At 70.5% G+C, this 18,025-nt stretch carries 17 protein-coding genes; 10 read left to right on the forward strand and 7 right to left on the reverse strand.

Annotated elements, in window-relative coordinates:
- The first annotated feature begins 7 nt into the window (after positions 1 to 7).
- Genes HRJ34_RS20215 through HRJ34_RS20225 form a run of 3 tightly spaced genes read left to right on the forward strand, consistent with a single transcriptional unit; the run spans position 8 to position 5,635 of the window.
- Positions 8 to 1,285, forward strand: coding sequence for a TolC family protein (locus HRJ34_RS20215; RefSeq protein WP_012048820.1), 1,278 nt, complete (start codon positions 8 to 10; stop codon positions 1,283 to 1,285).
- Positions 1,282 to 2,445, forward strand: coding sequence for an efflux RND transporter periplasmic adaptor subunit (locus tag HRJ34_RS20220; protein ID WP_208632225.1), 1,164 nt, complete (start codon positions 1,282 to 1,284; stop codon positions 2,443 to 2,445). The genes HRJ34_RS20215 and HRJ34_RS20220 overlap by 4 nt, the downstream gene beginning before the upstream one ends.
- A gap of 4 nt (positions 2,446 to 2,449) precedes the next feature.
- Positions 2,450 to 5,635: an efflux RND transporter permease subunit gene (locus tag HRJ34_RS20225; RefSeq protein WP_208632226.1), complete on the forward strand. Its 3,186-nt coding sequence runs from the start codon at positions 2,450 to 2,452 to the stop codon at positions 5,633 to 5,635.
- 42 nt (positions 5,636 to 5,677) lie between these two features.
- On the opposite strand, the gene HRJ34_RS20230 is transcribed toward HRJ34_RS20225, so the two are convergent.
- From HRJ34_RS20230 to tkt, 6 genes are all read right to left on the reverse strand, one after another.
- Entirely contained in the window at positions 5,678 to 6,574 is an 897-nt protein-coding gene (locus tag HRJ34_RS20230; protein ID WP_208632227.1) for a fructose bisphosphate aldolase, read from the reverse strand.
- A 13-nt stretch (positions 6,575 to 6,587) separates the two neighbouring features.
- Entirely contained in the window at positions 6,588 to 7,022 is a 435-nt protein-coding gene (locus tag HRJ34_RS20235; protein WP_012048816.1) for a VOC family protein, read from the reverse strand.
- A gap of 1 nt (position 7,023) precedes the next feature.
- On the reverse strand, positions 7,024 to 8,217 hold the full coding sequence (locus HRJ34_RS20240) for a phosphoglycerate kinase (RefSeq protein ID WP_208632228.1): 1,194 nt from the start codon (positions 8,215 to 8,217) through the stop codon (positions 7,024 to 7,026).
- A 2-nt stretch (positions 8,218 to 8,219) separates the two neighbouring features.
- Positions 8,220 to 8,675 (reverse strand): MOSC domain-containing protein, encoded by a 456-nt coding sequence (locus tag HRJ34_RS20245; protein ID WP_208632229.1) that lies wholly within the window; start codon positions 8,673 to 8,675, stop codon positions 8,220 to 8,222.
- A 118-nt stretch (positions 8,676 to 8,793) separates the two neighbouring features.
- Positions 8,794 to 9,801 carry a type I glyceraldehyde-3-phosphate dehydrogenase gene (gene gap / locus HRJ34_RS20250; protein ID WP_012048813.1) on the reverse strand — a complete coding sequence of 336 codons (1,008 nt, stop codon included), beginning with the start codon at positions 9,799 to 9,801 and terminating at the stop codon, positions 8,794 to 8,796.
- 15 nt (positions 9,802 to 9,816) lie between these two features.
- Positions 9,817 to 11,784 (reverse strand): transketolase, encoded by a 1,968-nt coding sequence (tkt, locus tag HRJ34_RS20255; RefSeq protein ID WP_208632230.1) that lies wholly within the window; start codon positions 11,782 to 11,784, stop codon positions 9,817 to 9,819.
- A gap of 153 nt (positions 11,785 to 11,937) precedes the next feature.
- Between tkt and HRJ34_RS20260 the strand changes: the two genes are divergently transcribed.
- Both HRJ34_RS20260 and HRJ34_RS20265 read left to right on the forward strand, forming a co-directional pair.
- Positions 11,938 to 12,138 carry a hypothetical protein gene (locus HRJ34_RS20260; protein ID WP_016746335.1) on the forward strand — a complete coding sequence of 67 codons (201 nt, stop codon included), beginning with the start codon at positions 11,938 to 11,940 and terminating at the stop codon, positions 12,136 to 12,138.
- Positions 12,138 to 12,479 carry a cell division protein ZapA gene (locus HRJ34_RS20265; protein ID WP_012048811.1) on the forward strand — a complete coding sequence of 114 codons (342 nt, stop codon included), beginning with the start codon at positions 12,138 to 12,140 and terminating at the stop codon, positions 12,477 to 12,479. Before HRJ34_RS20260 ends, HRJ34_RS20265 begins: the two co-directional genes overlap by 1 nt.
- A 53-nt stretch (positions 12,480 to 12,532) precedes the next feature.
- Here the strand turns inward: HRJ34_RS20265 and HRJ34_RS20270 are convergent, their stop codons facing one another.
- Positions 12,533 to 12,835 carry a GIY-YIG nuclease family protein gene (locus tag HRJ34_RS20270; protein WP_012048810.1) on the reverse strand — a complete coding sequence of 101 codons (303 nt, stop codon included), beginning with the start codon at positions 12,833 to 12,835 and terminating at the stop codon, positions 12,533 to 12,535.
- A 306-nt stretch (positions 12,836 to 13,141) separates the two neighbouring features.
- Between HRJ34_RS20270 and HRJ34_RS20275 the strand changes: the two genes are divergently transcribed.
- The 5 genes from HRJ34_RS20275 to HRJ34_RS20295 all read left to right on the forward strand — a co-directional run bounded on the left by HRJ34_RS20275 (position 13,142) and on the right by HRJ34_RS20295 (position 18,025).
- On the forward strand, positions 13,142 to 13,720 hold the full coding sequence (locus tag HRJ34_RS20275) for a 5-formyltetrahydrofolate cyclo-ligase (protein WP_029995523.1): 579 nt from the start codon (positions 13,142 to 13,144) through the stop codon (positions 13,718 to 13,720).
- On the forward strand, positions 13,717 to 13,932 hold the full coding sequence (locus HRJ34_RS20280; protein WP_012048808.1) for a DUF2842 domain-containing protein: 216 nt from the start codon (positions 13,717 to 13,719) through the stop codon (positions 13,930 to 13,932). Before HRJ34_RS20275 ends, HRJ34_RS20280 begins: the two co-directional genes overlap by 4 nt.
- A 143-nt stretch (positions 13,933 to 14,075) precedes the next feature.
- A complete protein-coding gene (locus HRJ34_RS20285; RefSeq protein ID WP_226948866.1) occupies positions 14,076 to 15,044 on the forward strand; it encodes a GGDEF domain-containing protein in 969 nt (322 codons plus the stop codon).
- Between the two features lie 214 nt (positions 15,045 to 15,258).
- Complete coding sequence (locus tag HRJ34_RS20290) at positions 15,259 to 17,322, forward strand: NAD(+) synthase (RefSeq protein ID WP_208632232.1); 2,064 nt, start codon at positions 15,259 to 15,261, stop codon at positions 17,320 to 17,322.
- Between the two features lie 19 nt (positions 17,323 to 17,341).
- Positions 17,342 to 18,025, forward strand: coding sequence for a hypothetical protein (locus tag HRJ34_RS20295; protein ID WP_208632233.1), 684 nt, complete (start codon positions 17,342 to 17,344; stop codon positions 18,023 to 18,025).

An 18,025-nucleotide genomic window follows, 5' to 3' on the forward strand; every position in this document is an offset into this window, starting at 1 on the left:
ATCCATCATGAACAGATTGCTCGCGGCCGTGCTGGCCGCGGCGTCGTGCGCCGCGATGGCGCAGGCGCAAACCGGGCAGCCGGCGTCGTCGACGCAGGCGGCGCCCGTCTACACGCTCGACCGGGCGGTGCTCGACGCCGGCGGTTCCGCCCCGGCGGCGGAGGCCGCGCAGGCGGGGATCGACGCCGCCCGGGCGGGGCGCACCGTCGCGGGGCTGCGGCCCAACCCGGTCGCGGAAGGGCAGGTCGAGAACATCGCCGGCAGCGGGCCCTATAAGGGGCTGCGGAGCGCCGAGACGACGATCGGCGTCGCCCTGCCGATCGAGCTCGGCGGCAAGCGCGGCGCGCGCGTCGCCGTCGCCGATGCCCAACTGTCGAAGGCCGGGCTGGAAGCGGCGATCGCCGCCGCCGACATCCGGCTCCAGGTTTCCCAGCTCTATGTCGACGCCGTCGCCGCCGACCGCCGGCTGGCGATCGCCGTCGACCAGGCCCGGATCGCGCGGGAGACGCTGCGCGCGGCCGGCGTCCGGGTGCAGGCCGGCCGGGCGTCGCCGATCGAGCAGCAGCGCGCCGACGTCGCCCGGATCACCGCCGAGGCCGGCGTCGAGCGGCAGGCGCGGCTGGCCGAGGCCGCCCGCGCCAATCTGGCGCGGCGGATCGGGCGTCCGATCGACGGGGCGCTCGACGCGCGCCTGCTCGATCCGCCGCCATCCGCCCGCTTCGGGCCCGAGCCGCCCGCCAGCGCCCAGGGAACCCTCGCCCTCGCGGCGGCGGAAGCGGACCTCGCGGTCGCCGATGCCGGCGTGCGGCTGGCGCGGGCGAACCGCGTGCCCGACCTGACCGTCGGTCCGGGGCTGCGCCGGCTGGCGGCGACCGACGACACGGCGGCGGTGTTCAGCATCTCGATCCCGATCCCGCTGCTCAACAACGGCCGCGCCGCCGTGGCGCAGGCGCGGGCCGAACGCACCCGCGCCGATGCCCGGTGGCGGATGACGGCGCAGGACGTCGAACAGGCGATCACCGACGCCCGGGTCGAGGCCGCCAATGCCGCGACCATGGCGCGGGCGGCGTCGGGCCCGGCGCTCGCCGCCGCGCAGGAAGCCGCCCGGATCGCCCGGATCGGCTATCGCGAAGGCAAATTCGGGCAGCTCGACCTGCTCGACGCCGAACGGACCCTGGCCGAGATGCGCGTCGCCGCGATCGACGCCCTCGCCAGCTACCAGAACGCCCGCGCGCGGCTCGAACGGCTGACCGCCGCCGCGCCCATGGGAGGACATCATCCATGAAGATCATCATGACGCGCGGCGCGCTGCCGCTGACCCTTGCTCTGTTGCTGTCGGCCTGCGGCGGCGGCGCCCCGGAAAGCGGCAATGAGGCCGCCCCCGGCCATGGTGCCGAAGCCGCCGGGGCCGAGCATGCCGACGAACGCGCGATAGCCCTGACCGTCGACCAGATCGCGGCGGCGGGCATCCAGACCGGCCGCCCGATCGTCGGCGGCGCGGGCACGATCGAGCTGCCCGCCACGATCGAGGGCGATCCGCAGCGCACCCAGATCGTCTCGGCCGCGATCGCTGGCCGCGTCGTCGCGCTCCACCGCAACCTCGGCCAGTCGATCGGGCGCGGCCAGACGCTCGCGGTGATCGAGAGCCGCGAAGCCGCCCAGCTCAAGGGCGAGGTCGAGGCGGCGCGGGCGCGGCTGGCGCTCGCCGATTCGAACCTCGCGCGCGAGCGGCGGCTGTTCGCCGAGAAGGTGTCGCCCGAGCAGGACCTGATCGCCGCCCGGACGGCGGCGACCGAGGCGCGCATCGCCTATCGCCAGGCGCAGAGCCAGGTCGCTGCGGCGGGCGGCGGCGGCGGCGGGCTCAACCGGCTCGGCATCGTCGCGCCGCTGTCGGGGCAGGTGATCGCCCGGCCGGTGGTGCTCGGCCAGACGGTCGCGGCCGACGCGGAGCTCTACCGGATCGCCGATCTCGGCAAGGTCTCGCTCGCCATCAGCCTCAAGCCCGAGGACGCCGGGCGCATCCGCCCCGGCAGCCTGGTGACGGTGACCGCGCCGGGCCGGCAGGCCGAGGCGCGGATATCCTTCGTCTCCCCCGCGCTCGATCCGCAGACCCGGCAGGTGCCGGCGATCGCCACGCTCGACAATCGCGATGCGATATGGCGGGTGGGCGAGCCGGTGACGGCGTCGATCCAGCTCTCCGACGGCAGGGGCGGCACCGCAATCCGGGTGCCCGCGACGGCGGTCCAGACCGTCGAGGGCAAGACCGTCCTGTTCGTGCGGACGCCCAAGGGCTTCCAGGCGACCCCGGTGCGGATCGGCGATGCCAGCGGCGATACCGTCGTGCTGCTCTCGGGCCTGACCGGCCGCGAGGTGATCGCCACCACCAACAGCTTCACGCTCAAGGCCGAACTCGGCAAGGGCGAAGCCAGCCACGACGAGCATTGACGCCATGATCGCTCCCATCGTCACCTGGGCGGTCGAGAAGCGCTGGCTCGTCCTGCTGCTCACCGCCCTCGCCGCCGTCATCGGCGCGGTCTCGCTCCATCGGCTGCCGATCGACGCGGTGCCCGACATCACCAACAACCAGGTCCAGATCAACGTCCGCGTGCCCGCGCTGTCGCCCGAGCTGGTCGAGAAGCAGATATCCTTCCCGATCGAGACCGCGCTCGCCGGCATCCCCGGCCTCGACCACACCCGCTCGCTCAGCCGCAACGGCTTCGCCCAGGTCACGGCGGTCTTCTCCGACGCGACCGACATCTATTTCGCCCGCCAGCAGGTCGGCGAGCGGCTGCAGGGCGTGGCCGAGACGCTGCCGGAGGGCGCCAATCCCGAAATGGGGCCGATCGCGACCGGGCTGGGCGAGGTCTATATGTGGACCGTCCGGCTCCAGCACCGCGAGGAGGACACCCATCGTCCGGGCGAACCGGGCCAGCAGCCCGACGGCAGCTACATCACCCCCGAGGGCGAGCGGCTGACCAGCGAGGCGGACAAGGCGACCTATCTGCGCACCGCGCAGGACTGGATCGTCGCGCCGCTGCTCAAGAACACGCCCGGCCTCGCCGGCATCGACGCGATCGGCGGCTACACCAAGCAATATCTGGTCGTCCCCGACGTCCAGAAGCTGGCGGCGCTCGGCCTGACGCTTACCGATCTCGGCACTGCGCTCGAACGCAACAACACGAGCGTCGGCGGCGGCTTCATCAACCGCAACGGCGAGGGGCTGGCGGTCCGCTCCGATGCGCTGATCCGCAACGCGGCCGAGCTGGCGCGCGTCGTGGTGGCGACGCGCGAGGGCGTGCCGATCACGCTCGACCAGGTCGCCAGCGTCCGCACCGGCCAGGCGATCCGCATGGGATCGGCGTCCGAGAACGGGACCGAGGTGGTGGTCGGCACCGCGGTCATGCGGATCGGCGAGAACAGCCGGACCGTCGCGACCGCGGTCGCCGATCGGCTGAAGGCGATCAACGCCTCGCTGCCGCCCGACGTCGTCGTCCAGCCGGTGCTCGACCGCACCGCGCTGGTCAACGCGACGATCGCGACGGTCGCGAGGAATCTCGGCGAGGGCGCGCTGCTGGTCGTCGTCGTGCTGTTCCTGCTGCTTGGCAATGTCCGCGCGGCGCTGATCGCGGCGGCGGTGATCCCGATCACGATGATGTTGACCGGCTTCGGGATGCTGCGTGCCGGCGTCTCGGCCAATCTGATGAGCCTCGGCGCGCTCGACTTCGGCCTGATCGTCGACGGCGCGGTGATCATCGTCGAGAACGCGCTGCGCCGGATGGCCGAGCGCCAGCACCGCGAGGACCGGCTGCTGACCGTGCCGGAGCGGCTGGCGACGGTCGCCGCCGCGGCGCGCGAGATGATCCGGCCGTCGGTCTACGGCCAGGCGATCATCATCCTCGTCTATGTCCCGCTGCTCACCCTGAGCGGGGTCGAGGGCAAGACCTTCGTGCCGATGGCGCTCACCGTCATCATCGCGCTGGCGGCGGCCTTCGTCCTGTCGCTGACCTTCGTGCCTGCCGCGATCGCGGTCTGGCTGTCGAAGCGGGTCGAGGAGAAGGACGGCCGGGTCGTCGCCTGGCTCAAGCGGCGCTACGAGCCCGGGCTCGACCGGGCGATGCGCAGGCCGTCGCTGACGATCGGCGCGGGCCTCGCCAGCCTCGCCGTCGCCGCGCTGGCCTTCCTCGCGCTGGGGCGGGTGTTCCTGCCGCAGCTCGACGAGGGCGACCTGATGATCCAGGCGCTGCGCATCCCCGCGACCTCGGTCGAGCAGAGCCAGGCGATGCAGGTGCCGATCGAACGGATGATGTCGCGACAGCCCGAGGTGAAGTTCGTCTTCTCCAAGACCGGCACGGCCGAGCTGGCCTCTGATCCGATGCCGCCCAACGCCACCGACATGTTCGTGATCCTCAAGCCGCGCGACCAGTGGCCCGAGCCCCGGCTGGCCAAGGCCGAACTGGTCGAGCGGCTGGAGGGCGAGCTCGCCCATTTCCCCGGCAACGCCTATGAGATCACCCAGCCGATCCAGATGCGCTTCAACGAGCTGATCGCGGGGGTGCGCGGCGACGTCGCGGTCAAGGTCTTCGGCGACGACTTCGCGGCGATGAACCGGACGGCGGAGCAGATCGCCGCCATCCTGCGCCGCACCGAGGGCGCCGCCGACGTCAAGGTCGAGCAGACCAGCGGCCTGCCGATGCTCGACATCCGAGTGGACCGCGACGCGATGGCGCGGCTGGGGGTGACCGCGCAGGACGTCCAGGACGTCGTCACCGCCACGATCGGCGGCCGGACCTCGGGGATGATCTTCGAGGGCGACCGGCGCTTTCCGGTCGTCGTCCGGCTGTCGGACGCCCAGCGCGCCGATCTCGGCCTGCTCCGCCAGGTGCAGGTGCCCGTCGCCGGCGGTCGCTATGTGCCGCTGTCGAGCGTGGCGGAGCTGCGCATCGTCGACGGGCCGAACCAGATCGGCCGCGAGAACGGCAAGCGCCGCGTCGTCGTCCAGGCCAATGTCCGCGGCCGCGACGTCGGCGGGGTCGTCGCCGACGCCCAGACGGCGATCGCCAAGCAGGTCCGGTTGCCCGCCGGCACCTATCTCGAATGGGGCGGGCAGTTCGAGAATCTCGAATCGGCCACCGCGCGGCTGCGGCTGGTGATCCCGGCCTGCTTCGTCCTGATCCTGCTGCTGCTCTACGGCGCGCTGGGATCGGTGCGCGACGCCGCGATCGTCTTCACCGGCGTGCCCTTCGCGCTGGTCGGCGGCGTATTGCTGCTGCTGGTGCGCGGCATGGACTTCTCGGTCTCGGCCGCGGTCGGCTTCATCGCCTTGTCGGGGATCGCGGTGCTCAACGGCCTGGTGATGGTCAGCTCGGTCCAGGAGCTGGTCCGGTCGGGCGTGGATCGGGCGGAGGCGGCGCGGCTCGGCGCGATCCAGCGGCTGCGCCCGGTGGTGATGACCGCGCTGGTCGCCAGCCTCGGCTTCGTGCCGATGGCCTTCGCGAGCGGGGCGGGGGCCGAGGTGCAGAAGCCGCTCGCCACGGTCGTCATCGGCGGCCTGATCTCGGCGACCTTGCTGACGCTGTTCGTGCTGCCGACGCTCTATGCGCGCTTCGGCGGGAAGCGGGAGGCCAAGGGCGATTGAACGGGAAGGGGGAGGGCCGAGGCCCTCCCCCGAACCATGGGATCAGGCGGTCTTCCTGGTCGACGCGGTGTAGATCTCGTCGATCGCCGAGCCGAGCGAGGCGTTGAACTCGTCGTCGCTCATCTGGGCGCGCAGGTCTTCGAGCAGCGCGCGGCTGAAGCTGGCGATCACGCCGCGGTTCCTGGCCAGCTCGACGCAGGCCTCGGGGCGCTTGTAGCCGCCCGACAGCGCGACGACGCGCAGCACGCGCGGATGGTCGACCAGCGAATCGAACAGGCCGGCCTGCTTCGGCAGCGACAGCTTGAGCATCACCTTGTCGTCGCCGGTCAGCGCGTCGAGCGCCTTGGTCAGCTCCTCGAGCAGGATCTGGTCGGCCTCGGCGCGCTCCGGGCTCTTGATGTTCACCTCCGGCTCGATGATCGGCATCAGCCCGGCGGCGAGCACCTGCTTGCCGACCGCGAACTGCTGCTGGACGATCGCGGCGATGCCCTCGCGGTTGGCGAGGTTGATCACCGAACGCTCCTTGGTGCCGAACACGCCCAGCCCCTTGGCGCGGGCGAGCAGCGCGTCGAGCTCGGGCATCGGCTTCATCAGCTGGACGCCGTTCTTCTCGTCCTCCAGGCCCTTGTCGATCTTGATGAAGGGCACCACGCCGCGCTCGTTGAGCGCCTGCGGCACCGGCTTGCCGCCGGCCTGGCCGTCCATCGTTCGCTCGAACAGGATCGCGCCGATCACCTTGTCGCCGGTGAAGACGGGCGAAGTGATGATGCGGGTCCGCATCGCGTGGATCAGGCCGAACATCTCCTCCTCGGAGCCCCAGGCGCCTTCCTCGACGCCATAGCCCTTGAGGGCCTTGGGGGTCGATCCGCCGCTCTGGTCGAGCGCCGCGATGAAGCCGTTGCCTTCGGCGATTTTCCTGGCCGCGTTCTGGTCGATCATTTGGTCTGGTCTCCTATGGACGTGGGGTGGCCGATCCCGGCACGGGCGCCCAGGGCGGACCCTTGAGCTCGAGGGAATTGCCCTCGGGATCGGAGAGATAGATGGACGGGCCGTCGCCCTCGGCGCCGTAGCGCGAGACGATCTCGCCCTGGATGCCATGGCCGGCGAGGTGCGCGAGCACCGCCTCGCCGTCCCAGGGCAGGACGCGGAAGCAGACATGGTCGACGTTGCGGCCCTCGCGGCCCGGCGCGGCGCCGCCGGCGCGGCCCAACTCGCCGTCGACCGGCACCAGGTCGATCAGGCTGTTGCCGACGCGCAGCTGGTAGAGGCCGATCGCCGCCTGCTGCTTCTCCCAGCGGGCGCCGAGGACGTCGATGTAGAAGGCGGCGACGCGATCGAGATCGCGGATGCGCAGCACGACATGGTCGATGTCCCGGATCGTGATCAATTCAGGCTTCCAGCGCCTTCACGCCGGGCAGCTCGCGCCCTTCCATCCATTCGAGGAAGGCGCCGCCGGCGGTCGACACGAAGCTGAAGTCCCCGGCGACGCCGGCATGGTTGAGCGCCGCGACGGTGTCGCCACCGCCCGCGACCGAGACGAGCGAGCCGCCCTTGGTCAGCGCCGCCGCGGTGCGCGCCAGCGCGACCGTCGCGGTGTCGAAGGGCGGGGTCTCGAACGCGCCGAGCGGCCCGTTCCACACCAGCGTCCGGCAGGTCTTGAGCGCGTCGCCCAGCGCCTCGACCGCGGCGGGGCCGACGTCGAGGATCATCTCGTCGGCGGCGACCTCGTGGACGTTGACGGTGCGGGTCGGCGGGTTGGGCTTGAATTCCTTCGCCACCACCACGTCATAGGGCAGGTGGACGATGCAGTCGGCCGCGTCGGCGGCGTCGAGGATGGCGAGCGCGGTGTCCTTCAGGTCGTGCTCGCACAGCGACTTGGCGACGTCGACGCCGCGCGCGGCGAGGAAGGTGTTGGCCATGCCGCCGCCGATGATCAGGTGATCGACCCGCGCGACGAGATGCTTGAGCACGTCGAGCTTGGTCGAGACCTTGGCGCCGCCGACCACCGCCGCGACCGGATGCTCGGGCTTGCCGAGCGCCTTTTCCAGCGCCTCCAGCTCGGCCTGCATTGAGCGGCCGGCGAAGGCGGGAAGCAGCCGGGCGAGACCCTCGGTCGAGGCATGGGCGCGGTGCGCGGCCGAGAAGGCGTCGTTGACGTAGAGGTCGCCGAGCTTCGCCATCGCCTCGGCGAGCGCGGGATCGTTCTTCTCCTCGCCCTTGTGGAAGCGGGTGTTCTCGAGCAGCGCGATGTCGCCGGGCTGGAGCTGGGCGACGGCGGCCTCGGCCTCCTCGCCGCAGCAGTCGCCGATGAAGCGGACCTCGCGGCCGAGCACCGAGCGGAAGGCGGCGGTGACGAGCGCGAGGCTCATCTCGGGATTGCGCTCGCCCTTGGGGCGGCCGAAATGGGCGAGGACCAGGACGATCGCGCCCTTGTCGGCCAGTTCGGCGACGGTCGGGGCGGCGGAGCGCAGGCGGGTGTCGTCGGTGACGGCGGCGCCTTCCATCGGAACGTTGAGGTCCTCGCGGACGAGGACGCGCTTGCCGCGCACATCGCCGATATCGTCGAGCGTCCTGAATGCCATGCTTATCCTTCAACCTCCACTTCGTCGCCCAGCGCGATCGCGCCGCCCTCGATCACCCGCGCGATGCGCCCGCCGCGCCAGTCCGGCCGCAGCGCGAGCTGCAGCCCGTCGGCCACCGCGTCCATCCGCCGGCACGGGTCGCATTCGCCCGTGATCTCGACCGTCGCGCCGCCGATGCGGAGCCTCGCTCCCTCCTCGCGCGGCAGGACGACGCCTTCAACCAGCAGGTTGGCGCGGCGCTGTTCCCATGAGACGGGACGGCCCAGATCCGCGATGGCCGCCGTCCAGTCCTCGGCCATCAGGATCGTCACCTGGCGCCGGTTCGACTTGCCGGGGCGGATGGCGCCGCGATGGTCGCCCTGCACCCCGGTGTCGAGCCCGATCGCCACCCGGTCGAGCAGCTCCATCGGACCGTGCGGATGGTCCTTCCGGGCGATGCCGATGAGGCGGCCGGGCATTGCCGTTATTCCGTCATCCCGGCGGAGGCCGGGATCTCGGGAGGCCAGGGCGCGCCCTCATCTCCTGAGGCCCCGGCCTCCGCCGGGGCGACGTGGGAGAAGAGGGCGGCCGGCATCGTCAGATGAGCTTGCCCATCGCCCCGGCGGTGTCGACCATCCGGTTCGAGAAGCCCCATTCATTGTCGTACCAGCTCAGCACGCGGACCAGCTTGCCTTCGAGCACGGCGGTCTCGAGGCTGTCGATGGTCGACGAATGCGCGTCATGGTTGAAGTCGATCGAGACCAACGGCTCGTCGGTGTAGCCGAGCACGCCCTTCAGCGGGCCTTCCGACGCGGCCTTGAGCAGCGCGTTGACCTCTTCCTTGGTGGTCTCGCGCGACGGGGTGAAGGTCAGGTCGACGACCGAGACGTTCGGGGTCGGCACGCGGATCGACGAACCGTCGAGCTTGCCCTTGAGCGCCGGCAGCACCTCGCCGACCGCGACCGCGGCGCCGGTGGTGGTCGGGATCATCGACATCGCGGCGGCGCGGGCGCGGCGCGGATCGCTGTGGATCTGGTCGAGGATCCGCTGGTCGTTGGTATAGGCGTGGATCGTCGTCATCAGGCCGCGCTCGATGCCGATCGCCTCGTGCAGGACCTTGGCGAAGGGCGCCAGGCAGTTGGTGGTGCACGACGCGTTCGACACGATCTTGTGGTCGGCGGTCAGCGCGTCATGGTTGACGCCATAGACGACGGTCAGGTCGACGCCCTTGGCCGGGGCCGAGATCAGGACGCGCTTGGCGCCGGCGTCGAGATGCTTCTGGCCGCCGTCGCGATTGGCGAAGAAGCCGGTGCATTCGAGCGCGATGTCGATGCCCTGCGCGGCGTGCGGCAGCTTGGCCGGGTCGCGCTCGGCGGTGACGGCGATGCGCTTGCCGTCGATGATCAGGTCGTTGCCGTCGACCTCGACGCTGCCCGGATAGGCGCCGTGGACGCTGTCGCGCTTGAACAGCCGGGCATTGGCCTTGGCGTCGGCGAGGTCGTTGATCGAGACCAGCTCAAGGCCGCAGTCCGGGCGCTCGAGGATGGCGCGGGCGACGTTGCGCCCGATGCGTCCGAAACCGTTGATCGCAACCTTCACAGCCATGTGCCGATACTCCTTTTAGTTGGCGAGCGCCCCGATGATCCGCGGGGCGAGCTTGTCGGCCGTCAGGCCGAAATGATCGTAGAGCGCCTTGACCGGGGCCGAGGCGCCGAAGCCGTCCACGCCGAAGCGCAGGCCCTTGCGGCCGACATAGCGTTCCCAGCCCATCGTCGTGCCGGCCTCGATCGAGACGAGCAGCGCGCCCTCGGGCAGGATCGCGTCGCGATAGCTTTCGGGCTGCGCGTCGAAGCGCTCCCAGCTCGGCATCGAGACGACATCGGCGCCATGGCCGGCCTCCTCGAGCTTCTTCGCGGTGGCGAGCGCGATCTCGATCTCGGAGCCGCTGGCGATCAGCACCACCTTGCGCGCGGCCTCGGCCGCCTTCAGCCGATAGGCGCCCTTCGCCGAGAAATTCTCGCTGATGTCGGTGCGGACCTGCGGCAGGCCCTCGCGCGACAGCGCCAGCAGCGACGGGCCGTCGGCCTTCTCCAGCGCGAGCTGCCAGCATTCGGCGGTCTCGATCGCGTCGCACGGGCGATAGACGTCGAGGTTCGGCATCGCGCGCAGGCTCATCAGATGCTCGACCGGCTGGTGGGTCGGGCCATCCTCGCCCAGGCCGATCGAATCATGCGTCATGACATAGACGACGCGCTGCTGCTGCAGCGCCGACAGGCGGATCGCCGGGCGGCAATAGTCGGAGAAGACCATGAAGGTGCCGCCATAGGGGATGACGCCGCCGTGCAGGGCGAGGCCGTTCATCGCGCAGCCCATGCCGAACTCGCGGATGCCGTAATAGATATAGCGGCCCGCATAGTCCTCGGCGGTCAGCGGCGCCTGGCCCTTGGTCTTGGTGTTGTTCGATCCGGTCAGGTCGGCCGAGCCGCCGACCGTCTCGGGAAGCTGCTCGTTGATCGGGCCCAGCGCCATCTCGGACGCCTTGCGGGTCGCCACCTTCTGCGGGTTGGCGGCGAGTTCCTTGATATAGGCGTCGAGCGAGAAGCCGGCCGGCAGCGCGCCCGCCATGCGGCGCTCGAACTCGGCGCGGTCCTTCGAGGCGACGAGGCGCGCTTCCCAGGCGCTGCGCGTCGCGGTGCCGCGATGGCCGGCCTCGGCCCAGGCGGCCTTGATGTCCTCGGGGATGACGAACGGCTCGGCGGTCCAGCCGAGATAGCCGCGCGCCGCCGCGACCTCGTCTTGCCCAAGCGCCGCGCCGTGGGTGGCCGAGGTGCCCTGCTTGTTCGGCGCGCCATAGCCGATCACGGTGGTGCACTGGACGATCGACGGGCGCGGATCGGCCTTGGCCGCTTCCAGCGCCTTGTTGATGCTGTCCGGGTCATGGCCGTCGCACGACACGGTGTGCCAGCCGGTGGCGGCGTAGCGGGCGAGCACGTCCTCCGACGAGCTGAGCGAGACCGCGCCGTCGATGGTGATCCTGTTGTCGTCCCACAGCACGATCAGGCGGCCGAGCTTCAGATGGCCGGCCAGGCCGATCGCCTCATGGTTGATGCCTTCCATCAGGCAGCCGTCGCCGGCGATCACCCAGGTATGATGGTCGACCAGGTCGGTGCCGAAGCTCGCGTTCAGATGCCGCTCGGCGATCGCCATGCCGACCGCGGTGGCGAGGCCCGAGCCGAGCGGGCCGGTGGTCGCCTCGACGCCCGCCAGCTCGAAATTCTCGGGGTGGCCGGCGCACGGGCTGTGGAGCTGGCGGAAGTTGCGGATATCCTCGATCGTCGGGCGCGCATAGCCGGTCAGGTGGAGCAGCGCGTAGATCAGCATCGATCCGTGGCCCGCCGACAGGACGAAGCGGTCGCGGTCCGCCCATCTGGGCTGGGCCGGATCATATTTCAGATGCTTCGTGAACAGCTCGGTCGCGACGTCGGCCATGCCCATCGGCATGCCGGGGTGGCCCGAATTGGCGGCCTGCACTGCGTCCATCGCAAGCGCGCGAATGGCATTGGCGAGCTGCCTCGATGCAATCGTCATAGGAAACCTTCTGCAGACCGGCGGGATCGATCGAACAAGGCCATATTCCCTGTTCGCGGGCTCCTTTGTCGTGCCGGAGCGGTATCGTCAACCATTGGGGCTGTGGTTCGGGGCGCTTGCGGGCTGTCACGAGGCTGCTATTCCTCCGAATCGATGACCGATCACCGCCTGATACTGGCGCTAGGCCGCCTCGAACGCGCGATTACCCGGCTCGAAACCGGGGTCGAAGCCGCGCCCTCCTTCGGCCATGACGAGAATGAGGCGTTGTTCCGCCTCGCCGAACGGCATCGCACGCTGCGCGAGGCGACCGAATCGGCGATCGAGCGGATCGACCGCCTGCTGGGAGCGAACTGATGGCGGACGTCGACGTCGATGTCGCGGGTCGCCGCTACCGCCTGAGCTGCCGCGACGGCGAGGAGGACCATCTCCGCGCGCTCGTCCACATGGTCGGCAGCAAGGCCGAGGAGCTGACCGGCGCGCTCGGCGAGATGACCGAGGCGCGCACCCTGCTGCTGTCGGCGCTGCTGCTCGCCGACGAGCTCAACGACCTGCGCGGCGCCGCCGCGGTCGCGCGCAAGGACCCGGCGCCCTCCACCGTTGCCGCCGAGCCCGACCCCGCTTATGCGGTCGCGATCGAGCGCATCGCCGAGCGCGTCGAGCGACTCGCCGACCGGATGGAACGGGACGGACAGTAATTCGATCGTCATGCTGAACTTGTTTCAGCATCCACCGGCCGGCGGGTGCCGGTTCAGAGAGGTTCGAAGCCCAGGCCGATCGAAAGATCGTGCCAGTCCGCATTATCCTGCTCGATCAGGTTGAGCTTCCACGAGCGATGCCAGCGCTTGAGCTGCTTTTCTCGCGCGATCGCGGTCGACATGTCCTCGAACAATTCGTAGCGAACCAGCTTCGCGACGCCATAGCGTGCCGTGAAGCCATCGAGGGTCCCGCTCCTATGCTGATACAATCGCTTCGGAAGATCGGATGTGACCCCGATGTAGATCGTGCCGTTGCGATCGCTCGCGAGGATGTAGACGCAGGGTTGGCGGTCCATTTCTCTTCGGTAGCACGGCGCGGGTTTCCCGGTGGATGCTGAAACAAGTTCAGCATGACGGGTGCCGCAAGGCCGCCGCTCCCTTGAGCCGGCCCTGCTTTGCACCTACATATGTCCATGGCGGGTACTGCCCGGCACGAGCTGTAGCGAACATCCCTGAGGCGATTCACATTCCTAGGGGGCTGTCCCTGCCCGGATCCTGGTCCGGTGCACATGGTCCCCACCTGATGCTTATGGCGTCAGAGGATATTCCAGCAAACGACCATGGCGGTCCCGCCACCTCCCCCTTTCCCCGCCGCGCCGCCGATGGCCGCTGAGCCGTCCAAGCCGGCGTTGCGCGCCGAGCTGCGCGCCGTCCGCGATGCCTTCGTGCTCGATCTCGCGCCGGGCGAGCGTGCGCGGCTCGAGGCGCTGGCGGCCGATCATCTGATGCGTGTCGCCGGCGGCGCGCGCAGCATCGCCTTCTATGTCGCGATGGGCAGCGAGATGGGATGCGCGGCGGCGATCGCCGCTACGGCAGCGCGGGGAATCGCCGTCGCGCTGCCCCATGTCGAGTCGCGGTCCGCGCCGATGCGCTTCCTGCGCTGGACGCCGGGCGATCCGCTCGAAACCGGCTGGCGCGGGCTGTCGCAGCCGGCCGCCGAATCGGCCGGGATCGATCCCGATCTGATCGTCGCGCCGCTGCTCGGCTTCGATTCGGCGCTCAACCGAATCGGGCAGGGCGCGGGTTTCTACGATCGCGCTTTCGCCGCGCTGCCGCGGGCGCGCAGGATCGGCTGGGGCTGGTCGATCCAGCAGCGACCCGCCATAGGCTGCGATCCGTGGGACGTGCCGCTCGACGCGGTCGTCACCGAGGCGGGCGTGATCGAAGGGAACAGCGCGTGACGAACCAACCGAGCTGGCGGAAACCCGCCGGCATCTTCCTGATCTTGCTCATCATTTCGGTATGGGCGGTGATCGTCGCGACGGCCTCCCCCTGGATCGGCACGCTGCCGGCGCTGGTCCAGGCGCCGGTCTACATCGTCGCCGGCATCGTCTGGATCCTGCCGCTCAAGCCGCTGCTCGCCTGGATGGAGACCGGCCGCTGGCGGCGCTGAACCTCGTAAAAATACGAGGGTCATTAACCGGATGTATCGAATCTCGCGCTATTCCGGGCCCTGAGATCAGGGGTGTCGCGGTGAAAGAAGAAAGAATAGCCGAGAAGTCTGCTGCGCGCGCCGAATGGCGGCGTCTGTACGACATGATCGGCAAGCTTCTGTTCGATCACGGGCTGGAACCGTCCCCGGCGAATTTCGAATTGTGCCACCGCTATCTGTCGGGCCGCGACGCTGCGCTCAACGCGACGATCGACCGCGCGATCGCCAAGGACGGCGGGCTGACCGATGCCGTCGCCGGCACGATCGCCACCCGGCTGGACCCCGGCCTGTCGACCGACGAACTGTCGCGCATGGCGCTGGAGGCGCAGGGCTATCTCGAGCAGATGACGACGATCCTCGCCCGCTCGGGCGAGGACGCGCGCGACTATGGCGAGGCGCTGGCGCACGAGGCCGAGGGGCTGGCGGCGGACGGATCGCCCGCGCTCGCGGTCAAGAAGCTGGTCGGCCTGACCCGGACGATGATCGACAAGGCGCAGGCGGCCGAGGAGGATCTGCGCCGCACCGAGCAGCAGATGAGCGCGATGCGCAAGGACCTCGCCGCGGCGCATCGCAAGGCGAACAGCGATCCGCTCACCGGCCTGCCCAACCGCCGCGCGCTCGACCAGCATCTGCGCGGCGCGTTCGAGAATGCCCGCCGCGCCGCCACGCCGCTCGCGCTGGCGATCTGCGACATCGACCATTTCAAGCAGTTCAACGACACCCATGGCCACCAGATCGGCGACGAGGTGATCAAGTTCGTCGCCTCCTCGCTCGGCCGCGCCGCCAGCGGCGACGTGTTCGTCGCGCGCTATGGCGGCGAGGAATTCGTGATGGTGTTCGAGCGCGGCGCCGCCGCCAGGGCGATGGCGACCCTCGACAAGATCCGCGCCGCGATCGCCGCGCGCGAGCTGAAGGTGACGCACACCGGCCAGTCGCTCGGCCGGCTGAGCTTCTCGGGCGGGCTCGCCGCGCTCGATCTCCAGGATTCGCCGGGCTCGATCCTCAAGCGCGCCGACGCCGCGCTCTACCGGGCCAAGCAGGACGGCCGCAACCGCATCCACGCGGCGGAGTGACGGCGCGCCCTCGAACTGTCATGAATATGCTCGTCATGCCTGCGAAGGCAGGCATCCATGTCTGTTGTCTTCTCGGATGCCGTCTCGGGTGAAGAGAGACATGGACCCCTGCCTCCGCAGGGGTGACGAGTGAGATTGATCGACTCTCCCGCATTGGCGCTCGGCCGTCGCTTCCTCTATGGGCGAAGCGACGTTTGATGATCGAGGGCCTTTGATGTCGGCTGCCGCCCCCTTCCGTTCGATCCACCGCCACGGCTTCGTGCGCGTCGGCGCGGGTACGCCGGTGGCGAGCGTCGGCGATGTCGCGGCGAACGCGGCGGGCATCCTCGATCTGGCGCGGCGCGCCGATGCCGAGGGGGTCGACCTGCTCGTCCTGCCCGAGCTGGCGCTGTCCTCCTACGCGATCGACGACCTGCACCTGCAGGACGCCCAGCTCGACCGGGTCGAGGCCGAGCTGGCGGGGATCGTCGCGGCGAGCGCGGACCTCGCCCCGGTGCTGCTGGTCGGCGCGCCGATCCGCCGCAACGGGCGGCTCTACAACACGGCGGTGGTGGTCTCGCGCGGCCGCATCCTCGGCGTCGTGCCCAAGAGCTTCCTCCCCAATTACCGCGAATATTACGAGAAGCGCTGGTTCGCGCCCGGCGCCGGCCTCACGGGGCTCGCGCTGCGGCTGTGCGGGCAGGACGCGCCGTTCGGGCCGGACCTGGTCTTCGCCGCCGCCGACCTCGCCGACTTCAGCTTCCATGTCGAGATCTGCGAGGATTATTGGGCGCCGCTGCCGCCGTCGACGGCGGGGGCGATGGCGGGGGCGCTGATCCTGTGCAACCTCTCCGCCTCCAACATCATCGTCGGCAAGGCGCGCGAGCGGGCGCTGCTCGCCGCGTCGCAGTCGACCCGCGCGATCGCGGCCTATTGCTATTCGGCGAGCGGACCGGGCGAGAGCACCACCGACCTCGCCTGGGACGGGCAGGCGATGATCCACGAGCTCGGGCAGATGCTCGCCGAATCGACCCGCTTCGGCATGGACCCGGAGCTGATCGCCGCCGACGTCGACGTCGCGCGGCTGCGGCTCGAACGGATGCGGATGGGCACGTTCAACGACTGCGCGGCGGCGAACGGCCATCCCGAGGCGCGCTTCCGCACGATCGGCTTCGAGCATCGCCCGCACCGCGCCGACGTCGGGCTGCGGCGGCCGGTGGCGCGCTTCCCCTTCGTCCCCGCCGACCCCCGCGAGCTCGACGCCGACTGCTACGAGGCGTTCAACATCCAGGTCGACGGGCTGGTCAAGCGCTTCGCCTCGACGCGCGGCAAGGCGATGGTGATCGGCGTGTCGGGCGGGCTCGATTCGACCCATGCGCTGATCGTCGCGGCCAAGAGCTGCGACCGGCTCGGCCTGCCGCGCAGCGCGATCCGCGGCTACACCATGCCCGGCTTCGCGACCGGCGACGCGACCAAGGCCAATGCCTGGGCGCTGATGCGCGCGCTGGGCATCACCGCCGAAGAGATCGACATCCGTCCGGCGGCGCGCCAGATGCTCGGCGACATGGGCCATCCCTTCGCGCAAGGGGAGCCGGTCTACGACGTCACCTTCGAAAATGTGCAGGCCGGCCTGCGCACAGACTATCTGTTCCGCCTCGCCAACCAGCATGACGGCTTCGTCGTCGGCACCGGCGACCTCAGCGAGCTGGCGCTGGGCTGGTGCACCTATGGCGTCGGCGACCAGATGAGCCATTATGCGGTCAATGCCGGCGTGCCCAAGACGCTGATCCAATATCTGATCCGCTGGTGCGTGCGGACCGGCCAGTTCGATCCCGCGACCGACGACATATTGACCGCGATTCTCGGCACCGAAATCTCGCCCGAGCTGGTCCCCGCCGACGCCTCGGGCGCGATCCAGAGCACCGAATCGAAGGTCGGGCCCTATGAGCTCAACGACTTCTTCCTCCACCATGTCGCACGGCTGGGGCTGAAGCCGTCGAAGGTCGCCTTCCTCGCCTGGCACGCCTGGAAGGATGCCGATGCCGGGCTGTGGCCGGCGGGCTTCCCCGACGATCTGCGCAACGCCTACGACCTGGCGACGATCCGGTCCTGGCTCGAGAAATTCCTGTTCCGCTTCTTCACGATCAGCCAGTTCAAGCGATCGGCCATCCCCAACGGGCCGAAGCTGTCGGCGGCCGCCGCGCTGTCGCCGCGCGGCGACTGGCGGGCGCCCTCGGACGGGACGGCGACGGTCTGGCTCGACGAGCTGGCCGCCGCGCTCGACGGCGTCGAGGACTGACCGGAGCCCCCGCGCCCTCATGCCGGCCGCGCCCCTGACCCGTTATCGCTGTGTCCTGCTGCGGCGGAGCGGCGCGTCCGAGATCCGCATCGTCCGCGCCGAGGATGCGGCGGCGGCGCGCGCCCGGCTGGCAGCGGCGGGGCTCGACCCGGTCAGCGTCGAGCCGATCGGCCCCAGCCTGCTCGACCGGCTGGGCGACCGCATCGCGCGGGGCGGCTGGCGCCTGCCGCGCTGGCGCCCGGCGCTGCCGTCCGGCGTCGGGCTTCCGGCGGGGCGGGCGCGCGCGATCGCGCTGCTCGCGCTCGCGACCATTCCGCTGACCACGGCGGTCGCGGCCTGGGGGCTTGCCGGGTTCGACCGCTGGCAGGCGGCGCGGCTCGCCCGGCGCGAGGCGCCCGCGCTTGCCGCCTATGCGCGCGGCGCGGCGACCGAGACGGCGCGCATCCGCATCGATGCGGTGATGGCCGCGCCGCCGGTCAGCGCGCTGGCCGATCGGCTGCGCGCCGTCCTGCCCGAGGAGGCGGGACTGGCCGGCATGGAGCTGGCCGAGGGCGGCGAACTGACCGTCGAGATCGAGACGCCCGACCCCGACCGGCTGCGCCCGGCGCTCGCCGCCGACCCGCTGCTCGGCGCGCTGCGCGAGGTGGGACAGGCGATGACCCAGGGCGGGACGATGCGGGTGACGCTGCGGGGGCGGATCTGA

This window comes from Rhizorhabdus wittichii (assembly GCF_017607425.1).
Lineage (GTDB): Bacteria > Pseudomonadota > Alphaproteobacteria > Sphingomonadales > Sphingomonadaceae > Rhizorhabdus > Rhizorhabdus wittichii.